Genomic DNA, 26,088 nt, shown 5'->3' on the forward strand with positions numbered 1-26,088 from the left:
CCGATTGAAATCGAAGGTCATGTTACCCTTTAAATAAGGGGTCCCGTTTGGATGCCGATAACCCCTCAAATGGGGTCCTTATTCCATGCTTAATGACAGCCAGTTGCTGTTGAAGTGCGGCTTGGTTGGGCTGAGGTGCGTGTCGGTAATCTGTATGATCCGCAAGATAAGCTCCTGCGCAGCGCGTTGAATGAGTGAGGCTGCGAATTCTACATGGCTTCTAGGAGCATCAGATGACAAATTGGTTTCAGTTGAATGATCGTTTCATGACAAGCGACTGTCGAACTGATTTGCTTGCCCACTAAAGTTATCTGCCATTATAAAAGGCATTGAGATTGATCATGTGCCTCTCGTTTAGGCGCGTCATTATTCGGTTTTAAAAAGCTTTTTCGCTTGGTTAACTTGTAACATACTGATTTATTTGAGTTATTATAAAAATCAGAGCTATGCGTTAAATGCATAGCTGCATTGTTTTAAAGTTGAGTTGCAAAAACAATAATCACAGGGCATAAAGAATGCATCTCAGCGCTGCGTTTCCTCCTCCCATTTGCGCGCGCTGAGTGTTCCCCTCTGGAGGTTTGCCTCGAAGGCACCTTCAAAACTCAAAGCCAGACATTTGTCTGGCTTTTTTTTGGCTTCGCGCTGAAGTCATTCCTTCCGACACATAAGCGGATACGAAAAAGGGGCCTTTCGGCCCCTTTCATCATTTATATTCGAAGTTGTTAGCGCAGGCTTGCGCAGAAGCGCTGAATGCGTGAGCAAGCTTCTTCGAGCAAGGCATCGGACGTTGCATAGGAAATGCGGAAGTTCGGTCCAAGGCCAAAGGCCGAACCATGAACGACGGCAACGCCTTCAGCTTCCAGCAGTTCGGTGACGAAGTCTTCGTCGGTTTCGATGACCTTGCCAGCTTCCGTCTTCTTGCCGATCAGGCCGGCGCAGGATGGATAGACGTAGAATGCACCTTCAGGTGTCGGGCAGTGGATGCCGCTTGCCTGATTGAGCATCGATACAACCAGATCACGACGAGCCTGGAAGATCTTCTTGTTTTCTGGAATGAAGTCCTGCGGGCCATTGAGCGCTTCAACAGCTGCCCACTGAGCGATGGAGCAGGCGCCGGAGGTCTGCTGACCCTGCACCATGTCCATGGCTTTGATGAGCTGCAACGGGCCTGCAGCGTAACCAATACGCCAGCCGGTCATTGCATAGGCCTTGGATACGCCGTTCATGGTGAGCGTGCGATCATAAAGCGAAGGTTCAATCTGAGCAGGGGTCGTGAAGACGAAATCGCCATAGACGAGATGCTCATACATATCGTCAGTCAGAATCCAGACCTGCGGATGACGAACGAGAACGTCGGTCAGCGCCTTCAGTTCCGCTTCGGAGTAAGCCGCGCCGGTTGGGTTTGATGGCGAGTTGAAGACCAGCCACTTGGTCTTTGGTGTGATCGCCTTCTCAAGTTCGGCGGCTGTCAGCTTGAAATTGTCTTCGATCTTGGTGTTGACGAAAACCGGAGTGCCACCATTGATCGCAACCATTTCCGGGTAGCTGACCCAGTATGGCGCAGGCACGATGACTTCATCTCCGGGGTTCAGGGTTGCCATGAAAGCATTGAACAGGATTTGCTTGCCGCCGGTGCCGACGATGACCTGTTCTGGCTTATAATCGAGGCCATTTTCACGCTTGAACTTGGCAACGATGGCCTGACGCAGCTCAGGAATACCGGCAACGGGTGTGTACTTGGTTTCGCCGCGATTGATGGCGTCGATGGCAGCCTGCTTGATATTGTCCGGCGTGTCGAAATCGGGTTCGCCTGCTCCCAGACCAATCACGTCCTTGCCCTTGGCTTTCAGTTCACGTGCTTTCTGACTGACCGCGATGGTTGCAGATGGCTTTACACGAGAAAGGGCGTCGGCGAGAAATGCCATGATAGATCTCCATAGATGGCAGGATCAGATAACCGGCACCGGGCACGGTCCGGTTTTGCGGACTTTCTATGTCCCATTGGCGCAAGAATCGCAACAAGAGCTTTGCGGTTTCGCGAGAAAATACGGTTTCTCGCGCGATTGTGTTGCTGAAAAGTTCTGATCTATCAGTAATCCGACCCTGTTGCTTCAATGAAACTGATTGGACAGGCTGCACGCAGATCGACATGTTATATCGGCACAGGAGAAGCAGATGCTCACAATCTATTCACAGCTCGATTCCGGAAATTGCTATAAGCCACGGCTTTTGCTTGCAAAACTCGGCAAGCCTTTCAAACATGTTACGGTGTCGGCACTCGACGGTTCAACCCAGACGCCTGAATATCTTGCGAAAAACCCGAATGGTAAAGTTCCACTGCTTGAGCTGGAAGATGGGCGTTTCCTTGCCGAATCAAATGCAATACTTCTCCATCTGGCAGAAGGAACGCCCTACCTGCCAAAAGACGCTTATGAGCGTGCACTGGTTTACCAATGGCTGTTCTTTGAGCAATACAGCCATGAGCCTTATGTTGCCGTGCGCCGCTCCTTGCTGCTTTACCCGGAGCGCGCGCATCTTGCCACGCCGGAGCGGCTGGCATCGACACTTGCGGGGGGCAATAAAGCGCTTGGTGTCATGGAAGAGCAGTTGAAGAAGACGCCGTTTCTGGCAGGAGACAGGCTGACAGTGGCTGATATTGCGCTTTATGCTTATACACATGAGGCGCATCGCGGTGGCTTTGATATGGCGCTCTATCCGGCAATCAATGCGTGGCTTGCGCGTGTTATTGGCGATGACGGCCATGTCCCAATGGGCTGGCTGCCTTGATTTCAGATAAAGAAAAAGGCGGGGTGTTGCCCCGCCTTTTTCTCTGCTTTAGAGGCAAAACTTATGCTGCGACGAGGTTGTCGGCAGACGAACGGCCCGAACGACGGTCCTGTACGATTTCGTACGAAACCTTCTGGCCTTCGTCGAGCGTCGCAAGACCTGCGCGCTGAACAGCGGAAATGTGGACGAATACGTCCGTGCCGCCCTGATCAGGCTGAATGAAGCCGAAGCCCTTGGTCGTGTTGAACCACTTAACTGTTCCCGTAGCCATGGGAAATTCCTTTGTAACATTAGTAGTCGTTAGTCCGTATGCTTCGCACACGTCCCTGTGGATCGAATTTATGGACAGGAGATCGTCAGGAAGCACGGCAGGCCGGGCGGGTCGCAAAGTCACTTGACCGAAAAATCGATGCCAGAATTATATGTGACAATTTTGACCAAGACAAGACAGGCTTTGCTATCTCTAAAGGTCTATTTCTGTATCGCTTTTTCATATTTCAATGTTCAGGTGAACGCTTGTTTCTGCCGAGGCGGGGCCTAACAGGTTTAAAAATATTGCTATAGCATACACCGGGAATTGATTAAGACGCGTTGGAAGAAGTCTGTTATTGAACGCGCGGTTTTTTACCGGCAAATTGTTGCACACATTCGGTGAGGAAAGACGTGGTATCCAAATCAAAGCAGGATAAGCCGCTCAGCGCCGAGCATCCGCTTCGTGACCGGTCCAATAAGGGCAAGCACGACGGCAATGATCTTTTCTCGCATGTGCATATGATGATGAGTGCATTCTGGGTTTCCCCGGTTCGCAACACTCTGATTGCAGTTGGAACCGGAATCTTTGTTCTGATTGTTCTGATCGCGGTCGGGCAGGTCGCCATCAACCGCTGGAATGTGCCCTTTTACAACGCGTTATCGGATCGCAATCTGAGCGCTTTCTTTCATCAGCTGTTGATTTTTTTCGCTATCGCTGGATCAATTCTTATCCTCAACGTGTCGCAGACATGGCTCAACCAGATGTTCAAGCTCAAGCTGCGGGAGGGACTAGCGCGCGATCTGGTGGGGCAATGGTTGCAGCCGGGGCGCGCCTTCCGGCTGGCAAAGGCTGGCGAGATCGGTGTTAATCCCGATCAACGCTTGCAGGAAGATGCGCGGCATCTGGCTGAAACAACCAGCGATCTTGGAATCAATCTGCTGCAATCGACCGTCATTCTGGTTAGTTTTGTTGGGGTGTTGTGGTCGCTTTCGAGCGGCTTTGTCTTTCATGTCGGGGGCTACAGTTTTTCCATTCCCGGCTATATGGTCTGGGCAGCGGTGTTTTATGCGGGTTCGGCATCGCTGCTGTCATGGTTTGTTGGCCGCAGTCTCGTCAATCACAATGCCAACCGCTATGCGCGTGAGGCTGATTTCCGCTTTTCGCTGATGCGGGTCAATGAGCATATCGATGCGGTGACGCTGGCCCGTGGTGAGGCGGATGAGCGGCGAAGGCTTTATCGTGATCTTGATGCTGTCTTGGTCGCAATCAAGCGGATCGTCATTGCGACGACCAATCTGACATGGGTGACGGCTGGCTATGGCTGGTTCACGATCGTTGCTCCCATTCTTGTTGCCGCACCGGTTTATTTTTCAGGCGGACTGACATTTGGCGGTCTGATGATGGCCGTGGGCGCTTTTACGCAGGTGCACAATTCGCTGCGCTGGTTTGTCGATAATTTTGGCGCCATCGCTGATTGGCGCGCAACGCTTTTGCGCGTGGCAAGCTTTCGGCAGGCTATTTTGCGCATGGATGAAATTGGCCATCCTGATCAGCAGATTGCGGTTGCGACCAATGAAGAGGAAAGCCTGACAATCGATAGTCTGTCGATTGCTTCCCCTGAAGGATGTCTCAATCTGGTTGAGAAGAAGGTTGTCATCAATCCCGGTGAGCGCCTGCTTGTAACGGGGGCGACCGAATCCGAGCGCAGCCTGTTCTTTCGGGCACTTGGCGGCTTGTGGCCGTGGGGCAGTGGACGCATCGGAATGCCTGCGGGAAACCGCGTGGTGTTCATTCCGCATGCGCCCTATATCCCGCCGGGCAATCTGCACGATGCGGTTGTTTATCCTTTGAACTCTGCTGACTTTTCAAAAAATCAGGTTGCCGAGGTGCTCAGACTGGCGGGACTTGAGCGGCTGGTGTCGCAGATCGACCGCCCGCTGCGCTGGGATCGGACGCTGACGGCTGACGAACAGCAAAGCCTCGCCTTAGCGCGGCTGGTGCTGCAAAACCCTCACTGGGTCGTGATTGATGGAACGCTGGATGGAATGGATGAAGAGGCGCGCAGGCGCGCTTATGGTATTCTGGAAGGGCCTCTGAAGGATGCTTGTGTTATTCACATTGGGAAAGGCATAGACCATAATGGCTTGTTCAAGCACAAGCTTCATCTGGAAATGGATTTGCAGGCCGATCCATTGCGTTTGCCGTATCAGAACTAAAGTTTTCGAAAGCGTTTCCTGTTTTGATCGAAACATCGGAAATGCGCCATCTATTTTTTCATGCATTACCCCACGCAAAACCGCTTCGTATTTTTGCTGCAAATGCTCCAATAGCAAAGGCCGCAGATTTTCATCTGCGGCCTTTTTCTTCTGCAAGCCGTGCTTATGTGCGGAAGTAATCCTGAAGCGGACGGACTTCCATTGAGCCAGCCTTAAGCGCTGCAATCGCGTCTGCGGCCGAATCTGCACCAGCCATTGTTGTATAATATGGCAGTTTTTGCATCAGCGTTGCGCGGCGGATCGACTTGCTGTCAGAAACCGCACTTGCGCTGTCGGTCGTGTTGAAGACCAGGTGAATCTGGCGATTGCGGATTGCGTCTTCAACGTGTGGGCGGCCCTCAATAACCTTGTTGATCTTGGTCGCTTCCACGCCATTCTCTTCGAGGAACTTCTGAGTGCCACCGGTTGCCATAACCTTAAAGCCGATGTTTGCCAGTTTGCGCACCGGACCAAGAACACGTTCCTTGTCTTCGTCACGCACCGATACAAAAACCGTGCCCTCGCGGGGCAGTTCAACACCTGCACCGAGCTGCGCCTTGGCAAAGGCCAGCGCGTAATCATAGTCGAGGCCCATGACTTCGCCGGTTGAACGCATTTCCGGTCCGAGCAGCGTGTCAACGCCAGGGAAGCGGGCAAATGGGAACACGGCTTCCTTGACCGCAATATGCGGACGCGAAGGAGTCTTTGGCTTGCCACCATATGCGCCGAGCGCTTCTTCAAGGTTTTCACCGGCCATGATGCGGGCTGCAACCTTGGCAATCGGTGTGCCGATGGTCTTGGCGACAAATGGCACAGTACGCGAAGCGCGCGGGTTCACTTCAAGAATGAAGATTTCGCCGTCCTTGATCGCGAACTGAACGTTCATCAGGCCGCCAACATTGAGCGCCTTCGCGAGCAATGCTGTCTGGCGTTCGAGTTCGGTGACGATCTCTGGCGAAAGCGTATGGACCGGCAGTGAACAGGCAGAGTCACCCGAGTGAATACCAGCTTCTTCGATGTGCTCCATGATGCCGGAAACAAAACTGTCCTTGCCATCGCAGAGGCAATCCACATCCACTTCGATTGCCTGTGTCAGGTAGGTATCGAACAGGAGCGGGTTCTTGCCGAGCAGCGTGTTGATCTGGCCGGTCTTGTCGTTTGGATATTTGGCCTTGATGTCTTCCGGTACCAGTTCTGGAACCGTGTCGAGCAGATAGGCTTGCAGGCTGCGTTCATCGTGAATGATCTGCATGGCGCGGCCACCCAGAACATAAGATGGGCGCACAACCAGCGGGAAACCAAGGTCTGCTGCAATCAGGCGTGCCTGTTCAACCGAATAGGCGATGCCGTTCTTCGGCTGATTGAGTCCCAGCTTGATGAGCAGCTTCTGGAAGCGGTCGCGATCTTCTGCAAGATCGATTGCGTCGGGCGAAGTGCCGAGGATTGGAATGCCGGCCTTTTCAAGTGCATTTGCGAGCTTGAGCGGTGTCTGGCCACCAAACTGCACAATGACGCCATGCAGTGTGCCTTTTTCCTGTTCGACGCGCAGGATTTCCAGCACGTCTTCTGCCGTCAAGGGTTCGAAATAGAGACGGTCCGACGTGTCATAGTCGGTCGAAACGGTTTCCGGGTTGCAATTGATCATGATGGCTTCGTAATCGGCATCGTTGAGCGCGAAGGCCGCATGGCAGCAGCAATAATCGAACTCAATGCCCTGGCCGATACGGTTTGGACCCCCGCCGAGAATGACGACCTTCTTGCGATCCGAAACTTCGGCTTCTGAGCGTGGCTGGCCAACAAAAGGCGTTTCATAGGTCGAGTACATATAAGCGGTTGGCGAAGCGAATTCCGCAGCACAAGTGTCGATGCGCTTATAAACCGGATGCACGTCAAGATAATTGCGCAGCTTGGCAACGTCTTCGGCATCTTTGCCAATTAGGCTTGCAAGGCGCGCATCGGAGAAGCCCATCGCCTTCAACATACGCAGATTTTCCGTGTCCTGTGGCAGGCCATGTTCGCGAATACGGGCCTCGGTATTAACGATGCCTTCGATCTGCTCAAGGAACCATGGATCGATCTTCGATACGTCATGGATCTGCTCTGTGCTGAGGCCGAGGCGCATGGCCTGAGCGACCATGCGAAGACGGTCTGGCGTTGGTGTGCCAATGGCTGCACGGATTGCGTTCTTTTCGTCGCCTTCCTCGATGTTCGGGATAGCGATTTCATCCAGGCCCGTCAGGCCGGTTTCAAGGCCGCGCAGCGCCTTCTGCAAGCTTTCCTGGAAAGTACGGCCAATCGCCATGACTTCGCCGACCGACTTCATGGCGGTGGTCAGGATTGGCGATGAGCCGGGGAATTTTTCAAACGCGAAGCGCGGGATTTTGGTGACGACATAGTCAATCGATGGTTCAAACGATGCAGGCGTTGCGCCGCCGGTGATGTCGTTGTCGAGTTCGTCCAGCGTGTAGCCAACCGCAAGTTTGGCTGCGACCTTGGCAATCGGGAAGCCGGTTGCCTTGGAAGCCAGCGCCGATGAACGCGAGACGCGTGGGTTCATTTCAATGACGATCATGCGGCCATTGGCCGGGTTGATCGCGAACTGGACGTTGGAGCCACCAGTTTCAACGCCGATCTCACGCAGCACCGCAATCGAGGCGTTGCGCATGATCTGGTATTCTTTGTCGGTCAGCGTCAGGGCAGGGGCAACGGTAATGGAATCGCCGGTGTGCACGCCCATTGGGTCGAGGTTTTCGATTGAGCAGATGATGATGCAGTTATCCGCCTTGTCGCGGACCACTTCCATTTCATATTCCTTCCAGCCAAGAACCGATTCTTCGATCAGCACTTCAGTGGTTGGCGATGCATCAAGGCCGCGCTCGATGATTTCAAAAAATTCCTGACGGTTGTAAGCAATACCACCGCCGGTGCCACCAAGCGTAAAGCTTGGGCGGATAATCGCCGGAAGGCCGACAACATCCATCGCCTGTGCAGCTTTGGCCAGCGCATGGCTCATATAGCGCTGCTTGCGCTCGACTTCGCCAAGCTGCCATTCAGTTTCAAGCTTATCGAGTGCCTTATCCAGATCGTCGCCTGAATATTGCGCCTTGACTTCGTTGCGCTTCATTTCGTGGCGCTTGCGATCTTCGTCCTTGATTTCGGTCGCATTGGCGAGCATCGACGTCGGGGTATCGAGGCCGATCTTTTCCATGGCTTCGCGGAAAAGTGCGCGGTCTTCTGCCTTATCGATCGCTTCTGCGTTTGCGCCGATCATTTCAACATTGTAGCGCTCAAGAACGCCCATACGGCGGAGCGACAATGCCGTGTTGAGTGCCGTCTGTCCGCCCATGGTCGGCAGAAGCGCATCCGGGCGCTCCTTGGCGATGATTTTAGCAACGACTTCGGGTGTGATCGGCTCAATATACGTCGCATCGGCCAGATCAGGATCGGTCATGATCGTTGCCGGATTGGAATTGACGAGGATGATGCGGTAGCCTTCCTCTTTCAACGCCTTACAGGCTTGTGTGCCCGAATAATCGAACTCGCATGCCTGACCGATAACAATGGGGCCCGCGCCGATGATCAGGATCGATTTGATATCTGTACGTTTCGGCATGGGGGCGTATCCTTGTTCTTAGCCTGCCAGAAAAGCCCGCACGGTTTTCCGGCGGGTTGGCAGAGGTATATTCTGTGGGCTAAGTGGGCCTTATAGGCAATGATGATCCAAAGCGGAACCCCACAAATGCCCTTATTTAAAAGAAAATGCGGGCATTGACCAAAACTTCCTGGCGATGACGCCTGTTATGGTCTCTCATTGATGCGTTTGTTGCAGTTGCGTCTTTGTTTGTGATTCCTGCTCATTTACTTTTTATGTTGCTGTGCCAAGAGTTTGTGCGACAATTGCCAGTAATAGATTGGTGCTGCCCTCTCATGGGCTGGCACGGTGAAGGGGAGTTGGTCCATGCGTTGGCAAGGCCGTAGACAAAGCGATAATGTTGAAGATGTTCGTGGACAACAAGGCGGCGGTGGCGGCTTTAGTGGCGGTGGCATGGGCGGCGGGCCAGGTTTTCGCATTATGCGGGGGGGCGGTATTTCCGGCATTGTTATTCTTGTCGTGCTGTTCTTTGTGTTGCGTGCGATCGGCATTGATCCGATGCCATTCCTTTTTGGCGATGGCAGTATTCAGTCCACGCAAACGAGCCAGCAGAGCAGTGGCGGTAAGGTTGCCAATGATGAGGCAACCCAATTTGCCCGGACGATTCTTGCTGAAACCGAAGATACCTGGAGCGGTATTTTCCAGTCGCGCGGACAGACCTACACGCCGCCGACCATGGTTCTATTTTCGGATGGTGTGCGCTCTGCCTGCGGCATGGCTTCATCGGCTTCTGGGCCGTTCTATTGCCCCGGGGATCGCAAGCTTTATCTGGACCTCACATTTTTCAACGAGCTCGCGACCAAATTCGGCGCATCTGGTGATTTCGCCAATGCCTATGTGATTGCGCATGAGGTTGGGCATCACGTTCAGAGCCTGCTCGGCATTCTGCCGCGCTTCAATCAGATGCGCCAGCAGATGAACGAAGCGCAGGCCAATCAGATGTCGGTTCGGGTCGAATTGCAGGCCGATTGTTTTGCCGGTGTCTGGGGATATTACACCAACCAGAAGGGTATTCTGGAGGCGGGTGATCTCGAAGAAGCAATCAATGCGGCCCACCAGATCGGCGACGACACACTGCAAAAGCGCTCTCAGGGTTATGTGGTGCCGGAAAGCTTCAATCACGGCACGTCTGCGCAGCGCGCCAAGTGGTTCCAGCGCGGCTTTGATAGCGGCAAGATTGATTCCTGCGATACATTCAGCGGTGATGTCTGAAATTAAAGCTGCATGCAGACAAAGAAAAAGCCGGGATCAAATCCCGGCTTTTTCATTTCTTAACAAAGTCTTACTTCGGTGCTCTCAGGTATTGATTCACGCAGCCTGTTCGCGTTCCGGCAGGAGTGCTTCGCCCTTTTTCTCGCGGATCAGATTAATGAACCGACGGAACAGATAGTGGCTGTCCTGCGGGCCGGGAGAGGCTTCCGGGTGATGCTGTACGGAGAACACAGGCTTGCCGATGACGCGCAGGCCGCAATTGGTGCCGTCGAAAAGTGACACATGGGTTTCTTCCACATGGTCCGGCAGGCTGTCGGAATCAACGGCAAAGCCGTGGTTCATCGATACGATCTCAACCTTGCCGGTGGTGTAATCCTTGACCGGATGGTTTGCCCCATGGTGGCCCTGATGCATCTTTTCAGTCTTGGCACCAAGCGCCAGTGCCAGCATCTGGTGGCCGAGGCAAATGCCAAAAACCGGCAAGCCGCTATCAACCAGCTTTTGGATGGTTGGCACGGCATAGCTGCCGGTTGCCGCTGGATCGCCGGGGCCATTTGAAAGGAAGATACCATCCGGGTTATAGGCAAGCACATCTTCTGCGCTGGCCGTTGCAGGCAGAACGGTGACCTTCGCACCGAGGCCTGAAAGCAGACGCAGAATGTTGCGCTTCACGCCGAAGTCGAGGGCGACGACATGGTATTGTACATCAGACTGTTCGCCATACCCTTCACCCAGCACCCATGGTGTCTGATCCCATGTCAGGCTCTGGCCGATGGTGACATCTTTGGCGAGATCGAGGTTTTCAAGACCGCTCCATTGGGCGGCACGGGTTTTCAGCGCTTCGATGTCAAACTTGCCTTCCGGGTCATGCGCAATGACGGCATTTTGCGCGCCGCGCTCACGAATAAGGGCGGTGAGGGCGCGGGTATCGATGCCGGCAAGGGCAATGACGCCGCGATTCTTAAGCCATGTATTCAGGTCTTCCGATGCGCGGAAATTGGAAGGGGTGGTGATGTCCGCTTTGAAAATCGCACCGACTGCGCCGTGGCGGTTGGCGGGCGTCAGGTCTTCAACATCTTCCGCATTGGTGCCGACATTGCCGATATGTGGGAAGGTGAAGGTAACGATCTGGCCGGCATAGGATGGATCGGTCAGGATTTCTTCATAGCCGGTGAGGGCAGTGTTGAAGACAACTTCTGCTTCAATCGCACCCGTTGCGCCAAGGCCCTGACCTTCAATGACGGTGCCGTCAGCAAGTACGAGAACGGCGGTTCGCTTTGCAATTGTCCAGGGTGCTGTTTTCGATGGGGCTTCGGTCATGGCGTGCACTCCTGCGTGGTTTCGCGTTTGCCGTCTGGCGCGCGTTTTGGTTTATCAGTCATGCGGCATGTATCCGTGTTTCAACCTCTCATTGTGAGCAGCTTGAAAAAAGGAGTTTCCGGGGCCATATATGCGCCAAAACACAGCGGGGATTAAACTTCCCGCCGTGAGCACATGCCGATGTCCTGCTAAGCCCTGACAAATAGAGAAACTTGGACGCGCGGTCAATCGCAGGAACGCAAGCTTTTTACGAAAATTTGGGATTGGGTCTATTCCGTCATACCCAGCTTCAACCCCTAATCCTCAACAGGCCCTAAGACGTGTGATTGCTTATGGCCCCGCTTTTGGACTAGAAGCGGTTCTAATTGAACATTTTACAGATATTAGGAGAATAATATGCTGCGCCAGGAGATTTCTCAGGCAATGACCGATGCCATGAAGGCACAGGATAAGCTTCGCTTGTCGACGCTGCGTCTGATCATGGCTGCGGTTAAGGATCGTGATATTGCCAATCGTGGTGCAGGCAAAGATCCGGTCGGTGATGAAGAACTGCTTGGCATTCTGGGTAAGATGGTCAAGCAGCGCGAAGAATCTGCACGCATTTATGAAGAAGGCAATCGGATTGAACTGGCCGAAGGTGAGCGTGCCGAAATCGCGATCATCAGCGATTTTCTGCCAACGCAGATGAGCGATGACGAGGTTAAGGTGGCCTGTGAGGCGGTCATCGCCGATATTGGTGCACAGGGACTGCGCGATATGGGTAAGGTTATGGCCGCTCTTAAAGAACGCTATGCAGGACAGATGGATTTCACCAAAGCCAGTGCGCTGGTGAAAACGCTGCTGCAGTGAGATGCGTAGAACCGCCTAGCGGCGGTTCGATCCTCAACTGAAATGCCGGGGCACGCAAATGGTCATGTCTGCTTGCCTTGGATTGGCGATATTTCGAACGTTTTATATTGCCGGAACTATCTTCCTGAAGCATTCTGGTCGTTCACCCGTCAGGCATTTTGTGACGCAAACAAACCAAAATCGGATGAACGACCATGGAAACCACCCAACTGCATCGCGGTCGGCTTATCGACCATATTCAGCTTGTTGTCCGCGATATCACGGCCAGTCAGAATTTCTACACGGCTGTTCTGGCGGTGCTGGATATCCCTATTGTAACGACGGCGGACGACTACTTCTGGGCTGACGAGCTTGTTGTGTCGTCGGCGGATAGTCCGGCCGCACTCGGTGTATTGACAGGACGCCACCATCTGGCCTTTCAGGCAAAGGATCGTGCAACAGTGGATGCTTTCTATCGTGCTGCACTGGAAAATGGTGGGCAGGATAACGGTGCTCCTGGCGAGCGCCCTTATCATCCCGATTACTATGCGGCTTTCGTTCTCGACCCCGATGGCAATAACATTGAGGCCGTCTACCATGGAAAGGCGCGACGCAGCGCACCCTCTGTGGTGATCGATTTTTAATGCTTGCTGTTACGAGCCTTGTTTCGCTGTTTTCAGGCGTGTGGTGCTGAGCAGGCCCTGTTCCTCAAGAACCGGATAAGCCATTGATGCCAGCAGTGAATTGATCTGCTTGAGATCGCGAATGGTATCGAGATGAATCGTGCTTGTTTCGATGCTTCGGGTCGAACCATCGCGAAGGCGCGAGAAGTGGCGCATGCTTGTCTGCTTTTCCAGTTCGCGCAGATTGTCTTTTTCCTGTACGAGCTGGCGGGCTGTGTGCCCGTCGCGAGAGACGATCACATTAAAGGCCATATGCGCATTGGCGAGCACCATGGCGTGGAAGTGGGTGAGTTCCTTCCAGCCTTCCTCGGTGAATTCGAGCTTGTGATCCATCTTCTTTTGCACATGTGCGAGCATGTTGCGCACGATGATGTCGCCGACCTGTTCAAGCTTGACGCAGGCGCCCATCAGTTCCTGCATGCGCAGCGCTTCAAATTCATCCAGATCCTTGCTTGCAACTTTTGTAAGATAAAGCTTGATCGCGGCATGTTTTGTATCAACCCGGTCATCAAGAGCTGCCAGTTCATTGATGCGTGTCTGATCGGGCTTTTCATAAAGGTCGATAATACGGCGCAGCATCACTTCAATCGTGTCACACACGCCCACGACTTCACGTGTTGCATTGGCAAGTGCCTGTGAGGGCCGGTCGAGAACCGCCATATCCAGTGCACTGTATTCTTCGAATTCAACCGGCTGAATGGGTGCGTTTTTGTCAGCGTTGAGGTGGACGAGTGCGTCGGTGGCGCGCAGAACCAGCCCCGACAGCGGAATGCCTGCAACCATGACAATGACGTTGAACAGAATATGCGCATTGACGACCTGCGAGACCGGATCGCCGCCCAGAAAACCAATCGAGGGTTTGAATGTCTCAAACAGGATCAGGATCACCAGCGAACCGGCACCACGCATCAACAGATTGCCAAGAGGCACGACGCGCGTTTCCGGCGGTGCATTTCGGGTCAGGATGGGGGCGATGATTGACGAGCCGAGATTGACGCCCAGTACCATAACCACGGCCAGTTCCGGCGCGATCAGTCCGCGTGAAGCGAAAGTGGTGAGCAGAATGACGGCTGCGATACTTGAATGAAACAGCCATGTCATGAGCGCTGCCAGAAGATAGGCGGTTATCGGATCGCCGGACAGATAATCGACGATGATGGGCAGCAGCTCGCTTTGGCGAAGCGGTTCCGTTGCCTGCCCGGTCATTTCCAAAGACATGATGAGCAGCCCGATACCCACCAGAATGCGGCCAATCTGTCGCCAATCCCGTCGCTCGGTGGTCATGAAAATCGCAGTGCCGGAAACAAGGCAGAGCGGTACCAGTAGGGTCAGGTCATAGCTTAGAATTTTGACGACAAGTGCCGATCCCAGTTCGCCGCCGCGCACGGCCATCAGGCCAGCGACGCCGCTCACAATGCCTGAACCGACGAAAGAGCCAACCAGCAGCGTTACAGCGGTCGAGCTTTGCAAGGCGATTGCCAGCGCAAGGCCAAAGGCAATTGAAAGCAGGGGATTTTGCATCTGGTTGCGCAGACGACGGCGCAAACGATCGCCATAGGCGCGCTCCACTCCTGTTCGCACCATGCGCGTCGCCCAAAGCAGGAGCGCGACTGCACCAGCAAGATGCAAAAGGACCAGAGAACCGTTCACGAAAAATCCTTTCGGCTTGGGGGTGAAAAATGAAAACTCGTCAGGTTAAGCTTACGCAACGAAAAGAGAAAAAATATGTTCCGGCTAATGATTATTTGAAAGAATATGGGCTGGAAATGGCCTTAAATCAAGCGTTCCTATTGTAATGTGACAGGTATATGACAGTTTTATGAATGTCGGAGCCGCGTCCAATCATTATCCTTATCCGCTTTACAGCATGTGATTAGCGGGGAGGGCCGCTTGTGTGCGATGGACTGTATGATTGTGCGGGCCTATATGTATGTCAGTCTGCATATCATGCTTATCTGACCCGAAAGTGACAATCGTAATGCGTTTTCCGCCCTCCTTTCTTGATGAGATCAGAGATCGCGTGCCGATTTCGACGCTGATCGGAACGCGCGTTTCATTTGATCGGAAAAAGAGCAATCCGCCGAAAGGTGATTTCTGGGGCTGCTGCCCGTTCCACGGAGAAAAGACGCCGAGTTTCCATTGCGAGGATCGCAAGGGGCGTTATCACTGCTTTGGTTGCGGTGTGACCGGTGATCATTTCAAATTTCTGACTGAGCTTGAGGGCGCAAGTTTCCCGGAAGCAGTTGAGCGCGTCGCCGATATGGCGGGCGTGCCGATGCCGGCGCGTGACCCGGAGATGGAAAAGCGCGAAGCACAACGCGCAACGCTTTATGATGTGATGGAATTGGCTGCGCAGTTTTTTGAAAGCCAGTTGCAGGTTGCAGCCGGAGCGAAGGCGCGTGCCTATTTGCGCGACCGTGGGCTTTCCAGTGCAACGCAGCAGACATTCCGTATTGGGTATGCGCCCGAATCGCGCAATGCGTTGAAAGAATTTTTGGCCTCCAAAGGCGTCGCCAAAGATCAGATTGAGGCGTGTGGTCTTGTGGTGCATGGTGAAGGCATCGCTGTTTCTTATGACCGCTTCCGGGACCGCATCATGTTCCCGATTGAGGATTTGCGCGGGCGGATTATCGCCTTTGGTGGCCGTGCACTTTCAGCCGATGCGCCTGCGAAATATCTGAACTCACCTGAAACCGAGCTCTTTCATAAGGGGCGGGTGCTTTATAACGGGCTGCGTGCGCGCAAAGCCTGTCAGCCGCAGGGGGGCGAAGAGGCCAAGGCGATTATCGCGGTTGAGGGCTATATGGATGTGATTGCGCTTGCGCAGGCTGGCATTCATCAGGCTGTGGCGCCGCTTGGAACGGCGCTGACCGAAGAGCAGCTTGAATTGCTTTGGCGCATTAGTCCTGAACCGATCCTTTGTTTTGACGGTGACGGCGCAGGTGTGCGTGCAGCCCATCGTGCGGCTGATCTTGGTCTGCCGAGTTTGCAGCCGGGAAAATCACTGCGCTTTGCTATGTTGCCGGAGGGCCAGGACCCGGATGATCTGGTCAAGGCGGAAGGTCCGTCGGCGTTTTACGCAGTTTTGCGGGATGCCAAGCCGCTGGTCGATCTGGTGTGGACGCGCGAAACGGCAAGCGGCGTGTTTGATACACCGGAGCGTCGTGCAGAGCTCGAAGCACGCTTGCGCGAAATTACCAATCGCATCGCAAATGAGGATATTCGACGCCATTACAGTCAGGAAATGCGCGACCGGGCACAGGCGTTTTTCGGGCAGCGGCGGCAGAACAATGGCGGAAATGCTTTCAATCGCGACAAAGGCAAGGGTCGGGGTGCGCAGGGCGGTCGCGGAGGGGCAGCCGCCTTTGGTGGACGCCTTGCTTTTTCAGACAGCCTGACGCGGTCTAATGTGGTGAAGGGGCGAAATGCGCCTTTGCGCGAAACAGCCATTGTCCTGATGCTGCTCAATCATCCGCGTTTGATTGAGGAAGATTTCGAGGCGATCGCGGCTCTTGATCTTGAGCATGACGCGTTGAAGGTGTTGCATTTTGCAATGCTTGATGTTCTCGCATCAGCTCGTGTGGAAGATGGCTTAGCCATGCGCAAGGCGCTGGTCGCGGCCGGTCATGGCGAGCTGATCGAAATGCTTGAAGCAACGGTGCGCCGGACACGGGAATGGACGGCGACCGCACAGGCTGCGGAAGATGATGTTCGCGAAGCCTTAAAACAGGCGCTTCACTTGCATCAGCGCGCGCGCACCCTACATAGGGAACTGCGCGCTGTCGAAGCATCGCTTGATAGCGATGAAACGGGTGAAGTTTTTGCCCGTCTCATCGATATTCAAAAGCAGATCGCGCAGGCAGAAGCAACCGAAGCTCTCATCGATGGGTTTGGATTGTCTTCAGGACGCAGTGCCGGTTCGTCGTAACGCTATCCGAATCACTTTGCGCCGATGCGCCGTTGAAATCGCTGGATTTGTAAGAATTTGGGACGGTTGAGGGCCTGAGGCGATGACGCGACAATAAATGATTCGCTTTTTAGAGCCGAATCAGGTGAGTCGCTCTTGACGCGCGGCGCAAATGGCGGAATCACGACAGTTCAAACAAGGAATAAAGAACTGATATTGCAGAAATTACCTGAATGAGTTCCTGAATTCTTCCTTGATGGGCATCAATCACAGACCGGGCAGGGCCTTTATGGCGACCGTCAATACCGGATCTACCCACAGGAATTTGCAGACTGCAGGATCCGTTAATGAAGGCAGGGTTAATCCGGCATTAACGTGAAATCAGCTATTCGCAGAATCAACAGTTAAACGGCGCTCTCGCAAAACCGTTTGACCACTCTATATATCTTATACGCGACCGGTGTCGCCTGGAGACGAGCAATATGGCAACGAAGGCTAAGGAAAACGAAGAAGCCGAAGTCGAGCGCGAAGGTGCGACCGACGGGCCGCTTCTCGACCTTTCTGACGATGCTGTCAAGAAGATGATCAAGGTTGCGAAGAAGCGCGGCTACGTCACCATGGACGAGCTGAATGCCGTGCTTCCTTCCGAAGAAGTGACATCTGAGCAGATCGAAGACACGATGGCTATGCTGTCGGACATGGGCATCAATGTTGTTGAAGACGACGAGCAGGAAGCTGATCGCGACGATAACAATGAGGATGAACAAGAAGAAGGCGGCGATCTGGTTGAGGCAACCGGCACAGCCGTTGCCGCAACGACCACAAAAAAAGAGCCGACTGACCGCACCGACGATCCTGTGCGCATGTACTTGCGTGAAATGGGAACTGTGGAGCTTCTGTCGCGTGAAGGCGAAATCGCTATTGCAAAGCGCATTGAAGCCGGTCGCGAAACGATGATTGCCGGGCTTTGTGAAAGCCCGCTGACATTTCAGGCCATTATCATCTGGCGTGAGCAGCTGAATGAATCCAACATTTTGCTGCGTGAAATCATTGACCTTGAAACCACCTATGCCGGCCCAGAAGCCAAGCAGGCTCCGATTGTCGAGCGCGTGGAAGAAGAAAAGCCACGCGATGATAAGGGGCCGCGCCGTTCGCGAGATGACGACGACATTACCAATGTCGGCGGCGATATGCCTGCGGAAGAAGAAGAGGATGATGAGGACGAAGCCAATCTGTCGCTGGCAGCTATGGAAGCTGAACTGCGCCCGCAGGTTATGGAAACGCTCGACCTTATTGCCGACACCTATCGCAAGCTGCGCAAGTTGCAGGATCAGCAGGTTGAAAGCCGTCTGGCTGCCACCGGCGAACTCTCATCCAGTCAGGAACGCCGCTATAAGGAGCTGAAAGATCAGCTGATCAAGGCGGTTAAGTCGCTTTCACTCAACCAGAACCGTATCGAACAGCTCGTTGAACAGCTTTATGACATCAACAAGCGTCTGGTTCAGAATGAAGGCAGGCTGCTGCGTCTGGCCGAATCCTTTGGGGTTCGCCGTGAAGAATTCCTGAAAGAATATCAGGGCCACGAGCTTGATCCGAACTGGATTGAGCGCGTCAGAACATTGACTGCACGCGGCTGGAAAGATTTCGCGACGAAAGAAGAACGCGCAATTGATCGGCTGCGTTCGGAAATTCAGATGCTTGCTACTGAAACCGCGATTTCGATTGGTGAATTTCGCCGTATCGTCAATCAGGTTCAGAAGGGCGAACGCGAAGCAACCATAGCCAAGAAGGAAATGGTGGAAGCCAACCTTCGTCTCGTGATCTCGATTGCCAAGAAGTACACCAACCGTGGCCTTCAGTTCCTTGATCTTATTCAGGAAGGCAATATCGGCCTGATGAAGGCGGTTGATAAGTTTGAATATCGTCGTGGTTACAAGTTCTCGACCTATGCGACATGGTGGATCAGACAGGCAATCACCCGTTCGATTGCCGATCAGGCGCGTACCATCCGTATTCCGGTGCACATGATCGAAACGATCAACAAGATCGTTCGTACATCGCGCCAGATGTTGCATGAAATCGGTCGTGAACCAACGCCGGAAGAACTGGCTGAAAAGCTCGCGATGCCGCTTGAAAAAGTGCGCAAGGTTCTCAAAATCGCCAAGGAGCCAATCTCGCTTGAAACGCCAGTGGGTGATGAAGAAGATTCACATCTGGGTGATTTCATCGAAGATAAGAATGCGCTGCTGCCCATCGATGCAGCCATTCAGGCAAACCTTCGCGATACGACGACCCGCGTTCTCGCTTCGCTCACGCCGCGTGAAGAGCGCGTTCTGCGTATGCGTTTCGGTATTGGCATGAACACTGACCACACGCTTGAAGAAGTCGGTCAGCAGTTCTCGGTGACGCGTGAACGTATTCGCCAGATTGAAGCGAAGGCGCTGCGCAAGCTCAAGCATCCGAGCCGTTCGCGCAAGCTGCGTTCGTTCCTCGACAGCTAAGATTTTTTCGCCCGATACCGGATACGGTGTCGGGTGATGTTCTTAAATAGAGAAGGGAGGGAGCGATATGTCTTTTTTGAAGCGTCTTTTCGGTAGTGGTTCTGCGGATGAAACTCCAGTGGCACCAAAAGAAGCCGGACGCCTTGAACACAAAGACTTCCTGATCGTTGCAACACCTTACAGCGAAGGTGGTCAGTATCAGGTTTGTGGCGTTATCTCGAAGACGATCAACGGGGAATTGAAAGAGCATCGCTTTGTGCGTGCTGATCGTTGTCCGGGGCTTGAGGATGCAGCCAGTATCTCGCTCAACAAAGGTCGACAGATTGTTGACGAGCAGGGCGAAGCGATTTTTCGCTGAGCTGCCTGCAAGAGAATCGAAAAAGCCGCCCACGAGAATGGGTGGCTTTTTTTATTGCATTGTGAGTGTGGCTGACAGATGCAATCGAAGGAGCGGGCAATCGGAAAGGGCGGCGATTTGCCCATGCCAATTTATGCAAAACCGCTACGCACTTTTGCTGCAAATGCTCTATATGCAGCCCTATGAATAAGAAACCTTTCTGGCAGACCAAATCTCTTGAGCAGCTTACCCGTAAGGAATGGGAAAGCCTGTGCGACGGTTGCGGACAGTGCTGCCTGCATAAGTTGCTGGATGACGACACTGACGAAGTCTACTGGACAACGGTGGCTTGCACGCTGCTGGACGCAGATAGCTGTAAGTGCAGCGATTATCCCAATCGCCGTGCCAGTGTGCCGGACTGCGTGTTTTTGACGCCAGAGATTGTTTATGAGGTCAACTGGTTGCCTGCGACCTGCGCCTATCGACTGGTTGCAGAAGGTGCCGATCTTTATTGGTGGCACCCGCTGGTTTCAGGATCACCGGATACGATTCATGAAGCAGGCGTCTCTGTTCGTGGCCGGGTGACAGCATTTGATCACGAGCTTGAGGACGAAGAGGAATATATCCAGCACATGGTCCCGCTCGATTGATTGGCTGATAGGCAGATTACTTGAGTTTACTGTTGGCGACTTGATCAGATTTTCAGTGTGAATACCCAGATAAAGTGCTGATTTAAAATGGTTTTATAAAATTACGCTACGGTCTTAATCTATCTGAATATTATATGAACACGCCCTTGGCTTTGCGTTCACATTCATTCGAATACTTATCGGATGTTCTGGGTGAGGATCGCCCAATGAAAGTTCGAAAGGATTTTAAGATGTCCGCACTGTCGGTCAAATCATTCATCGTCACTGCTGCAATCGGTCTCGCTGTGGTTTTCACCGCTGGTGCATCGGCAAATGCCGCATCGCCTGCATCCGCTCCTTCGGTCAGCACCGCGAAATATTCCTCAGGCATCAATATCGATTATCGTGGTCATCGTCATCGTGGCCCGGCTTGTTCTGTTGAGAGTGCCAAGATGAAGGCCCATCGCATGGGTATCCGCAACGCACGGGTTATTCATCGCGGTAAATCTGTTCAGGTTAGGGGTTTCCGTCACGGTCGTCCGACGGGTGTCGTCTTCGCAAATGTGCGCGGTTGCCCGATTATTCGATAGAGCGCGTTTCGGTTTTCTTAAATCAGAATTGTGAAAGCCAGCCCGATTGGATCGGGCTGGCTTTTGCTATTGTCGTTATTCCTTGATCTCGAAAACGACGTTAACGGAAACATTATAGCTATTCTCGCCCGCAGCAATAGGAACTGAATCCTGAGGCGCGGCGTTGGCCATCATCTTCATCTCACGCGCGATTGGCATTGGCATTGGAGAGCGGCTCTGCTCGCTGATCTCAAGGACACGACCAAGACCAACGCTTGCCGCATCAGCGAGCGTTTTTGCCTTTGCAATCGCATCAGCCACGGCGCGTTTGCGCGCTTCGTTGATTGTTGCTGACGGATTGTCATTCACGAAAGTCAAATCACCGCCCTGATTGACGCCGAGTGTGACCGATTCATCAAGGACATTGCCGACCTTGGACAAATCACGCACACGAACCGTCAGGCTGTTGGAGACACTATATCCGCTGATCTTAGCCTCTTTCAGGCCATTCTTGTCATCAGGATAGATATAGCTCGGCTGAATATTGATGCCGCTCGTCTGAAGATCACGGTCTTCGACCCCTGCCTTTTTCATTGCATCGAGCACTTTGGCCATTGCTTCATTGTTGGCCGTCATTGCTTCGCGGGCTGTTTTCGCATCGCGCAAAACGGTGAGATTAAGAATGGCCATATCCGGGGCAGCCGTCATTTTGCCTTCGCCCGAGACGGAGATACGAGCAGGCTGTCTCGTCATCTGATTCTCCTGTGCTGCGGCTGGCAATGACAATGCGCCTGCAAGCATGATTGCCGAAAGTGAAGTGGCAAGAAAGGTAGTAGCGCGCTTATTCATAAAATCTCCTGTAGAGAATGTTGATGCAGCCGGTGTAAAGCAGTCTCCGTAAAGATCCATTTCTGCTTTGCCATTAGAGTACTCAGCTTGACCGAAAGTTATTAATTCCTTTCAGAGTACGCTTTTCTTTATTTAAGTCCCCCCTAAAGGAAAATATTCCATTATTTGACGCGAAATGCAGAATAATTGCAACTAAACGCTTCAAATTTGATGTGTTTTTGTCCTGAGTTGCATGAATGGCAATCGAATATGTGCGTATTAGGGCAAATCGTATAATTGACAGCTTGTGTCCAGCGCTTCTTTGCGGTACGTGCAGAGTTGCGTGGGGCCTGTAGCTCAATTGGTTAGAGCCGGCGGCTCATAACCGCTTGGTTGGGGGTTCGAGTCCCTCCGGGCCCACCATTTCTGTCTTCGGACGTTGTTTTTCCATTGTTTTTTCCTCGATTTGTCTCACCGGAATTTCGGTTCGATGAAAGTGGGACGTTTTTGCGGGCCACGTAGGTCTTCCGACGCTCAAAACCGGCATCAATTATGCGCTTGGATTGGGCGGCTTTGGTGTAGTGCTGCGCCATCTTGGAATCAGACCAGCCGAAGATCGCCATCAACTGATGTTCGGTAGCACCTGCCTCGGCGAGGATGGTCGCGGACGCCTTTCTCAGGCCGTGCGACGAGCATTCCGGCAAATCGGCATCGTTGCACCACTGGCGCATCTTGTTGCCGAAGCCGTTGCCGCTGAACGCCTTGCCGTATTCGGTAATAAGGAAGGTCGGCTGATCATGCGTAATCATCGCGTCCAGTGCCTCGCGGAGCTCGTCTGTGACGGGCAGGCTGAGGGACTGTGCATATTTGCCGGAACCCTTCTCCGGCATGAATTCGATACGGTCGCCGACCAGGTTCCGCCAGCCGAGCTTGACGAGATCGGAGCGCCTCACGCCCAGATTCAGTATCAGTTCCATTGCAAGCCGGGCTGTGGAGCCGAGCGGATAAGCAGCGCGATAGCGCGCCAACTCCGCTTCGCTCCATGTGTGGAAGCCGGGAGACTTATGGATTTTGGTGACGCCGTTCGCGGGGTTGAAGGTCGCCAGCTCGGCGCTGATAGCCCAATTGAAAAGCGCCTTCAGATACTTCACCAGCTTGTCAGCCGCACCGGGCGTGCCGCTGCGCTTCATCTGGCTGGCTTCGATGTCGGATTTGCGAATCTTCTTGAACGGCAGTTCGCCCACATTGACGCAATAGCGATTGAGAACGCTCTTCTTGTCTTTCTGCGTGGCCGGAGACTGGCTTTGAAACGCCTTGGACCGATAATAGGTCTCGACAAGCCAGCGAACCGAGCCGGGCTCCAGCCTTGAAATCGGGACCGTGTTTTCACCACGATCGCCAGACAGCACGCGGTGATATTCCTCAGTAAACGCCTGGGTGATGCTGCCGGCCTCGTCCAGATAGGCGGACGTCATCCGGTACTTCGGCATACCTGGCAGGCGGAGATAAAAGCGCTCGTTGCCGTGCCGATCGACATCCCGCGAGCAATATTTGAAGGGGACGCGCTGATTACCCGACCGCGTGATCAAACGGGTTTTCGCCATCGTCTTCGTCTCCGCTCAAGCCCTGTTCTTTGATGTCGTACCAGGACGCGCGGATTTCCTCGGCATCCCAACGGCGCAACGCGCCGATCTTCACACCTTTCGGCATCAGGCCACGGCGAACCCAGTCGTCAAAGGTGCCCGTCGAGACGTCGAGAAGTTCCGCCGCACGGACGCGGCTAACCGCAACCTTGTAAATGGGCCGTGGGGCCAGCGCTTCAGCTTGCTGCTTCATGTGCCGCTCCTCACGCTCTGGAGGCGTTGTCAGCAAGTGCCAAAGCCTTCTGCTTGGGCTCGACCATATTCGCCGCGAGATACTCATCCACGGCGTTTTCCGGCAGAAACAGGCTACCGCCGATCCGGACATGACGGATCTCCTGCTTGGCGATCAGGTTTCGGATGCGAGCAACCGGCCATCCGGAACGATCTGCGAGTTGTTTGGGTGATAAAAGCTGAGAATGCATAACTGCCCAACTCCATAGAGATAATTCGACACAAGACAGAACGAATCATATAATCGCACTAACCGCAACAGTTTTATCGCATTCGAGATATTTTGATGCAAGACGGATTTATGGAGGCGATGGGGCAAAGGCTTGGGAAAATTCGAAAGGATTCCGGGCTGAAGCAAGTGCCCTTTGCAGAAGCGCTTGAGGTCTCGCAAAGCGCTTACAACACTTACGAGCGCGGAAATCGCGAGATGCCCGCGAAGCTTCTCCGCCTTTTGCATTTAAAATTCAATGTGAATCCCGCCTGGATGCTTACGGGAGAAGGAAGCCCCTACAATCGGGACAAGGTCGACTTGTATCACCAGGTGACGGGGGCGGTTAACGCTTTCATCGCAAGGGAAAACTGTCAGGTGGAACCGGATAAGCGCTTGAAGCTCATCCGGTTCCTGATCGACTACGCCGAACAGCACGGCGAATTCACAGAGGAAATCGCAGAAAAATATTTGAGGTCAGCGATATGAGTAAATCGAGCTTCGAAGAGCAGATAATGCAGGGCGCCTACGCCCTTGGTCGTCAATGCGATCAACTTGAATCCGAAAAGCGACGGCTGGCAAGGCAATTACGCTATGCACAGCATTCGGCCCGGCTCAAGAGCCTTTCAAAGCAATACGATTTCGGAATGGTCTTCTTCGCTGCAATGGGAGCCGTTTCGCTTATCTTGTTTGACGCAAACAGCGGCTCCGAAGCTTGGATAACACCAGTGCTGAGCCTGTCGCTCATTCTGTTTGCGTGCGGCAATGCGCTGCGTGGCCGGAAGATGGTCAGCCGTATCAGAAGCTTTGATGACCGCTTCGGTAGCTGGCAGTTCTAACGGCAATTATTCAACCCACTTTGATGGGTTGAATAATTTCGCAAAATGCATTATTTGAACCATTGAAAGGGTCAATTAATGCGCTTAACGCTCCAAACCCATTTTGACGGTGAGTGGCATCACGCCGCGACATTGGAACTCAAGGACGACGCGGCCGGGTTCCAGAGCGCGTCGATTGTCGATTACGATCTCGACTATTTCGTCACCGTGGCATCGGCGGAGTTTGCGGCTGGAAAGACGGTCCGGGACCATCGCGCCTTATCCGTCCGTTATCCCGTCGATCTCGAAAACCGATACAGCCGCAGCTGGCCGCCCTTCCTATTGGACCTCATGCCGCAGGGACACGCGAGGCGAAAACTTGCGGAGCACCTCGGTCTTACTGAAGGTTCGCGCGCTTCTGATCTGCCGCTGCTTCTCCGATCGGCGACTGGTGGCATAGGCAATATCCGCATCAAAGAAGCGGCGGACGCCGAAGTGGAACGGCTGCGCGGTGTTGAGCGCCAAGGGGTGACAGAAGCGGAAATCCTTGAGCGGTCCGATCGCTTCATGGAAGTCGCCGACCGCTTTGGAATGCTCGCCTCCGGCTCCAGCGGCCTGCAAGGCGAATGGCCGAAGGTCTCGATGACGCAGGCGAATGACGGTCTATATTATCCTGACAGCTTCGTGACCGATGATGAGGCCGTGCGCCACGTCATCGTCAAGCTGGTACGCAGCAACGAGCCCGTGGACCGTCTTATCCTCGAAGGCGAAGCTCTTTATTCGCGAATCGCTCAAGAGATCGGTCTAAATGTCAGCGAACCATCGACCTATGCCGAAGGCGTCTTGATCATTCCCCGTTTCGACCGGAAGAAGAGAGAAGGCGTCGGAACCATCCGGCTGGGGCAAGAAAGCTTGGTATCAGCGATAGGCGTCGCCGATTTCGGCCATGTCGGCACGCATGAAGCCTATATCGACGTTCTCCGCCAATATTCTGCCGATCCGTTCTCGGACATCGTCGAATACCTGAAGCGCGATATTGCCAACCTCGGGCTTGGCAATCCAGACAATCATGGCCGGAACTCTGCTCTCAGCAAGCACCAGGACGGCACAATCCGTCTGTCTCCGCTCTTCGATTTCGCGCCTATGCGGCTCGCCAAAGAGGGGATCGTTCGATCCACCCGATGGGCCATGATGCGTGACGGTGGTCGTGATCATCTTCCCGATTGGAAGCGCATTTGCGGCGAACTGATGCCTGATCCTGCTGAGCAGAAAGCGCTTGCTGTTGCGCTTTCCGAGTTTGCCGACCATCTGCGCCAGGCTCCGGCAATGGCGAAAGATATGAGCACGCATCCGGACATTCTGGATCGTGCGATGGGGCGATGTATGGAGATAACAGACAGCGTTCTGGCGGCGTGCCAGTGATACCG

Annotated in this window: 21 protein-coding genes, 1 tRNA gene and 1 pseudogene; 14 read left to right on the top strand and 9 right to left on the bottom strand. The window is 53.6% G+C overall.

From position 1 onward, the window contains the following. Positions 1-722: 722 nt before the first annotated feature. Entirely contained in the window at positions 723-1,925 is a 1,203-nt protein-coding gene (locus VBH83_RS14510; protein WP_265985526.1) for a pyridoxal phosphate-dependent aminotransferase, read from the bottom strand. Between the two features lie 250 nt (positions 1,926-2,175). Here VBH83_RS14510 and VBH83_RS14515 point away from each other — a divergent pair, with 250 nt between their 5' ends. After that, on the top strand, positions 2,176-2,787 hold the full coding sequence (locus VBH83_RS14515; protein WP_265985525.1) for a glutathione S-transferase family protein: 612 nt from the start codon (positions 2,176-2,178) through the stop codon (positions 2,785-2,787). A gap of 61 nt (positions 2,788-2,848) precedes the next feature. On the opposite strand, the gene VBH83_RS14520 is transcribed toward VBH83_RS14515, so the two are convergent. Continuing rightward, a complete protein-coding gene (locus tag VBH83_RS14520) occupies positions 2,849-3,058 on the bottom strand; it encodes a cold-shock protein (protein ID WP_006471898.1) in 210 nt (69 codons plus the stop codon). Between the two features lie 392 nt (positions 3,059-3,450). Here VBH83_RS14520 and VBH83_RS14525 point away from each other — a divergent pair, with 392 nt between their 5' ends. Beyond that, positions 3,451-5,256, top strand: coding sequence for an ABC transporter ATP-binding protein/permease (locus tag VBH83_RS14525; protein ID WP_396998364.1), 1,806 nt, complete (start codon positions 3,451-3,453; stop codon positions 5,254-5,256). Between the two features lie 163 nt (positions 5,257-5,419). Here the strand turns inward: VBH83_RS14525 and carB are convergent, their stop codons facing one another. After that, a complete protein-coding gene (gene carB / locus VBH83_RS14530; RefSeq protein ID WP_396998366.1) occupies positions 5,420-8,908 on the bottom strand; it encodes a carbamoyl-phosphate synthase large subunit in 3,489 nt (1,162 codons plus the stop codon). Positions 8,909-9,253: 345 nt separating this feature from the next. On the opposite strand from carB, the gene VBH83_RS14535 reads away from it, so the two are divergent. Continuing rightward, on the top strand, positions 9,254-10,159 hold the full coding sequence (locus VBH83_RS14535; protein ID WP_396998368.1) for a neutral zinc metallopeptidase: 906 nt from the start codon (positions 9,254-9,256) through the stop codon (positions 10,157-10,159). 96 nt (positions 10,160-10,255) lie between these two features. Here the strand turns inward: VBH83_RS14535 and carA are convergent, their stop codons facing one another. Then, positions 10,256-11,479 carry a glutamine-hydrolyzing carbamoyl-phosphate synthase small subunit gene (gene carA / locus VBH83_RS14540; RefSeq protein WP_396998370.1) on the bottom strand — a complete coding sequence of 408 codons (1,224 nt, stop codon included), beginning with the start codon at positions 11,477-11,479 and terminating at the stop codon, positions 10,256-10,258. A gap of 396 nt (positions 11,480-11,875) precedes the next feature. On the opposite strand from carA, the gene VBH83_RS14545 reads away from it, so the two are divergent. Next, on the top strand, positions 11,876-12,328 hold the full coding sequence (locus tag VBH83_RS14545) for a GatB/YqeY domain-containing protein (RefSeq protein ID WP_265985521.1): 453 nt from the start codon (positions 11,876-11,878) through the stop codon (positions 12,326-12,328). Positions 12,329-12,522: 194 nt separating this feature from the next. Further along, entirely contained in the window at positions 12,523-12,951 is a 429-nt protein-coding gene (locus tag VBH83_RS14550; protein WP_396998372.1) for a VOC family protein, read from the top strand. 9 nt (positions 12,952-12,960) lie between these two features. Here VBH83_RS14550 and VBH83_RS14555 read toward each other — a convergent pair whose 3' ends face one another. After that, a complete protein-coding gene (locus tag VBH83_RS14555) occupies positions 12,961-14,640 on the bottom strand; it encodes a Na/Pi cotransporter family protein (RefSeq protein WP_396998374.1) in 1,680 nt (559 codons plus the stop codon). Positions 14,641-14,968: 328 nt separating this feature from the next. Here VBH83_RS14555 and dnaG point away from each other — a divergent pair, with 328 nt between their 5' ends. From dnaG to VBH83_RS14580, 5 genes are all read left to right on the top strand, one after another. After that, entirely contained in the window at positions 14,969-16,918 is a 1,950-nt protein-coding gene (gene dnaG, locus VBH83_RS14560; protein ID WP_396998376.1) for a DNA primase, read from the top strand. A 461-nt stretch (positions 16,919-17,379) separates the two neighbouring features. Then, the gene (gene rpoD / locus VBH83_RS14565; protein WP_265985517.1) at positions 17,380-19,398 is read left to right on the top strand and encodes an RNA polymerase sigma factor RpoD; all 2,019 of its coding nucleotides are present in this window, start codon (positions 17,380-17,382) and stop codon (positions 19,396-19,398) included. 67 nt (positions 19,399-19,465) lie between these two features. Further along, positions 19,466-19,756, top strand: a complete 291-nt coding sequence (locus VBH83_RS14570; RefSeq protein WP_396998378.1) for an HlyU family transcriptional regulator — start codon at positions 19,466-19,468, stop codon at positions 19,754-19,756. Between the two features lie 182 nt (positions 19,757-19,938). Beyond that, complete coding sequence (locus VBH83_RS14575) at positions 19,939-20,385, top strand: YcgN family cysteine cluster protein (RefSeq protein ID WP_396998380.1); 447 nt, start codon at positions 19,939-19,941, stop codon at positions 20,383-20,385. Positions 20,386-20,615: 230 nt separating this feature from the next. Further along, complete coding sequence (locus tag VBH83_RS14580; RefSeq protein ID WP_396998382.1) at positions 20,616-20,954, top strand: antifreeze protein; 339 nt, start codon at positions 20,616-20,618, stop codon at positions 20,952-20,954. 75 nt (positions 20,955-21,029) lie between these two features. Here VBH83_RS14580 and VBH83_RS14585 read toward each other — a convergent pair whose 3' ends face one another. After that, positions 21,030-21,782 carry an SIMPL domain-containing protein gene (locus VBH83_RS14585; protein WP_265985514.1) on the bottom strand — a complete coding sequence of 251 codons (753 nt, stop codon included), beginning with the start codon at positions 21,780-21,782 and terminating at the stop codon, positions 21,030-21,032. Between the two features lie 325 nt (positions 21,783-22,107). On the opposite strand from VBH83_RS14585, the gene VBH83_RS14590 reads away from it, so the two are divergent. Further along, a tRNA-Ile gene (locus tag VBH83_RS14590) sits at positions 22,108-22,184 on the top strand. A gap of 200 nt (positions 22,185-22,384) precedes the next feature. Here the strand turns inward: VBH83_RS14590 and xerC are convergent. From xerC to VBH83_RS14605, 3 genes and pseudogenes are all read right to left on the bottom strand, one after another. Continuing rightward, positions 22,385-23,365, bottom strand: a pseudogene (gene xerC, locus VBH83_RS14595) (tyrosine recombinase XerC); the annotation flags it as partial. Further along, positions 23,331-23,597 carry an AlpA family transcriptional regulator gene (locus tag VBH83_RS14600; protein WP_044458832.1) on the bottom strand — a complete coding sequence of 89 codons (267 nt, stop codon included), beginning with the start codon at positions 23,595-23,597 and terminating at the stop codon, positions 23,331-23,333. The gene VBH83_RS14600 and the pseudogene xerC, both read right to left, overlap by 35 nt. 10 nt (positions 23,598-23,607) lie before the next feature. Next, positions 23,608-23,826: a helix-turn-helix domain-containing protein gene (locus tag VBH83_RS14605; RefSeq protein ID WP_237853731.1), complete on the bottom strand. Its 219-nt coding sequence runs from the start codon at positions 23,824-23,826 to the stop codon at positions 23,608-23,610. A gap of 95 nt (positions 23,827-23,921) precedes the next feature. Between VBH83_RS14605 and VBH83_RS14610 the strand changes: the two genes are divergently transcribed. The 3 genes from VBH83_RS14610 (at position 23,922) to VBH83_RS14620 (ending at position 26,083) form a co-directional block, all read left to right on the top strand. Beyond that, the gene (locus VBH83_RS14610) at positions 23,922-24,332 is read left to right on the top strand and encodes a helix-turn-helix domain-containing protein (RefSeq protein WP_036585387.1); all 411 of its coding nucleotides are present in this window, start codon (positions 23,922-23,924) and stop codon (positions 24,330-24,332) included. Further along, positions 24,329-24,682, top strand: coding sequence for a hypothetical protein (locus tag VBH83_RS14615; protein ID WP_396998385.1), 354 nt, complete (start codon positions 24,329-24,331; stop codon positions 24,680-24,682). The genes VBH83_RS14610 and VBH83_RS14615 overlap by 4 nt, the downstream gene beginning before the upstream one ends. Positions 24,683-24,760: 78 nt before the next feature. Further along, positions 24,761-26,083, top strand: a complete 1,323-nt coding sequence (locus VBH83_RS14620; RefSeq protein WP_396998387.1) for a type II toxin-antitoxin system HipA family toxin — start codon at positions 24,761-24,763, stop codon at positions 26,081-26,083. The last annotated feature ends 5 nt before the right edge of the window (positions 26,084-26,088 follow it).

Source organism: Ochrobactrum sp. S1502_03 (assembly GCF_044435015.1).
Taxonomy (GTDB): Bacteria; Pseudomonadota; Alphaproteobacteria; order Rhizobiales; family Rhizobiaceae; genus Brucella; species Brucella chromiisoli.

What these genes read in the sequence shown, in the direction of transcription:
- VBH83_RS14510 (WP_265985526.1), bottom strand. Translation starts at nt 1,925, where the DNA reads ATGGCATTTCTCGCCGACGCCCTTTCTCGTGTAAAGCCATCTGCAACC.
- VBH83_RS14545 (WP_265985521.1), top strand. Translation starts at nt 11,876, where the DNA reads ATGCTGCGCCAGGAGATTTCTCAGGCAATGACCGATGCCATGAAGGCA.
- VBH83_RS14600 (WP_044458832.1), bottom strand. Translation starts at nt 23,597, where the DNA reads ATGAAGCAGCAAGCTGAAGCGCTGGCCCCACGGCCCATTTACAAGGTT.
- VBH83_RS14615 (WP_396998385.1), top strand. Translation starts at nt 24,329, where the DNA reads ATGAGTAAATCGAGCTTCGAAGAGCAGATAATGCAGGGCGCCTACGCC.
- VBH83_RS14610 (WP_036585387.1), top strand. Translation starts at nt 23,922, where the DNA reads ATGCAAGACGGATTTATGGAGGCGATGGGGCAAAGGCTTGGGAAAATT.
- dnaG (WP_396998376.1), top strand. Translation starts at nt 14,969, where the DNA reads ATGCGTTTTCCGCCCTCCTTTCTTGATGAGATCAGAGATCGCGTGCCG.
- carB (WP_396998366.1), bottom strand. Translation starts at nt 8,908, where the DNA reads ATGCCGAAACGTACAGATATCAAATCGATCCTGATCATCGGCGCGGGC.
- VBH83_RS14605 (WP_237853731.1), bottom strand. Translation starts at nt 23,826, where the DNA reads ATGCATTCTCAGCTTTTATCACCCAAACAACTCGCAGATCGTTCCGGA.
- VBH83_RS14620 (WP_396998387.1), top strand. Translation starts at nt 24,761, where the DNA reads ATGCGCTTAACGCTCCAAACCCATTTTGACGGTGAGTGGCATCACGCC.
- VBH83_RS14570 (WP_396998378.1), top strand. Translation starts at nt 19,466, where the DNA reads ATGTCTTTTTTGAAGCGTCTTTTCGGTAGTGGTTCTGCGGATGAAACT.
- VBH83_RS14575 (WP_396998380.1), top strand. Translation starts at nt 19,939, where the DNA reads ATGAATAAGAAACCTTTCTGGCAGACCAAATCTCTTGAGCAGCTTACC.
- VBH83_RS14550 (WP_396998372.1), top strand. Translation starts at nt 12,523, where the DNA reads ATGGAAACCACCCAACTGCATCGCGGTCGGCTTATCGACCATATTCAG.
- VBH83_RS14520 (WP_006471898.1), bottom strand. Translation starts at nt 3,058, where the DNA reads ATGGCTACGGGAACAGTTAAGTGGTTCAACACGACCAAGGGCTTCGGC.
- VBH83_RS14580 (WP_396998382.1), top strand. Translation starts at nt 20,616, where the DNA reads ATGTCCGCACTGTCGGTCAAATCATTCATCGTCACTGCTGCAATCGGT.
- carA (WP_396998370.1), bottom strand. Translation starts at nt 11,479, where the DNA reads ATGACCGAAGCCCCATCGAAAACAGCACCCTGGACAATTGCAAAGCGA.
- VBH83_RS14535 (WP_396998368.1), top strand. Translation starts at nt 9,254, where the DNA reads ATGCGTTGGCAAGGCCGTAGACAAAGCGATAATGTTGAAGATGTTCGT.
- VBH83_RS14585 (WP_265985514.1), bottom strand. Translation starts at nt 21,782, where the DNA reads ATGAATAAGCGCGCTACTACCTTTCTTGCCACTTCACTTTCGGCAATC.
- rpoD (WP_265985517.1), top strand. Translation starts at nt 17,380, where the DNA reads ATGGCAACGAAGGCTAAGGAAAACGAAGAAGCCGAAGTCGAGCGCGAA.
- VBH83_RS14515 (WP_265985525.1), top strand. Translation starts at nt 2,176, where the DNA reads ATGCTCACAATCTATTCACAGCTCGATTCCGGAAATTGCTATAAGCCA.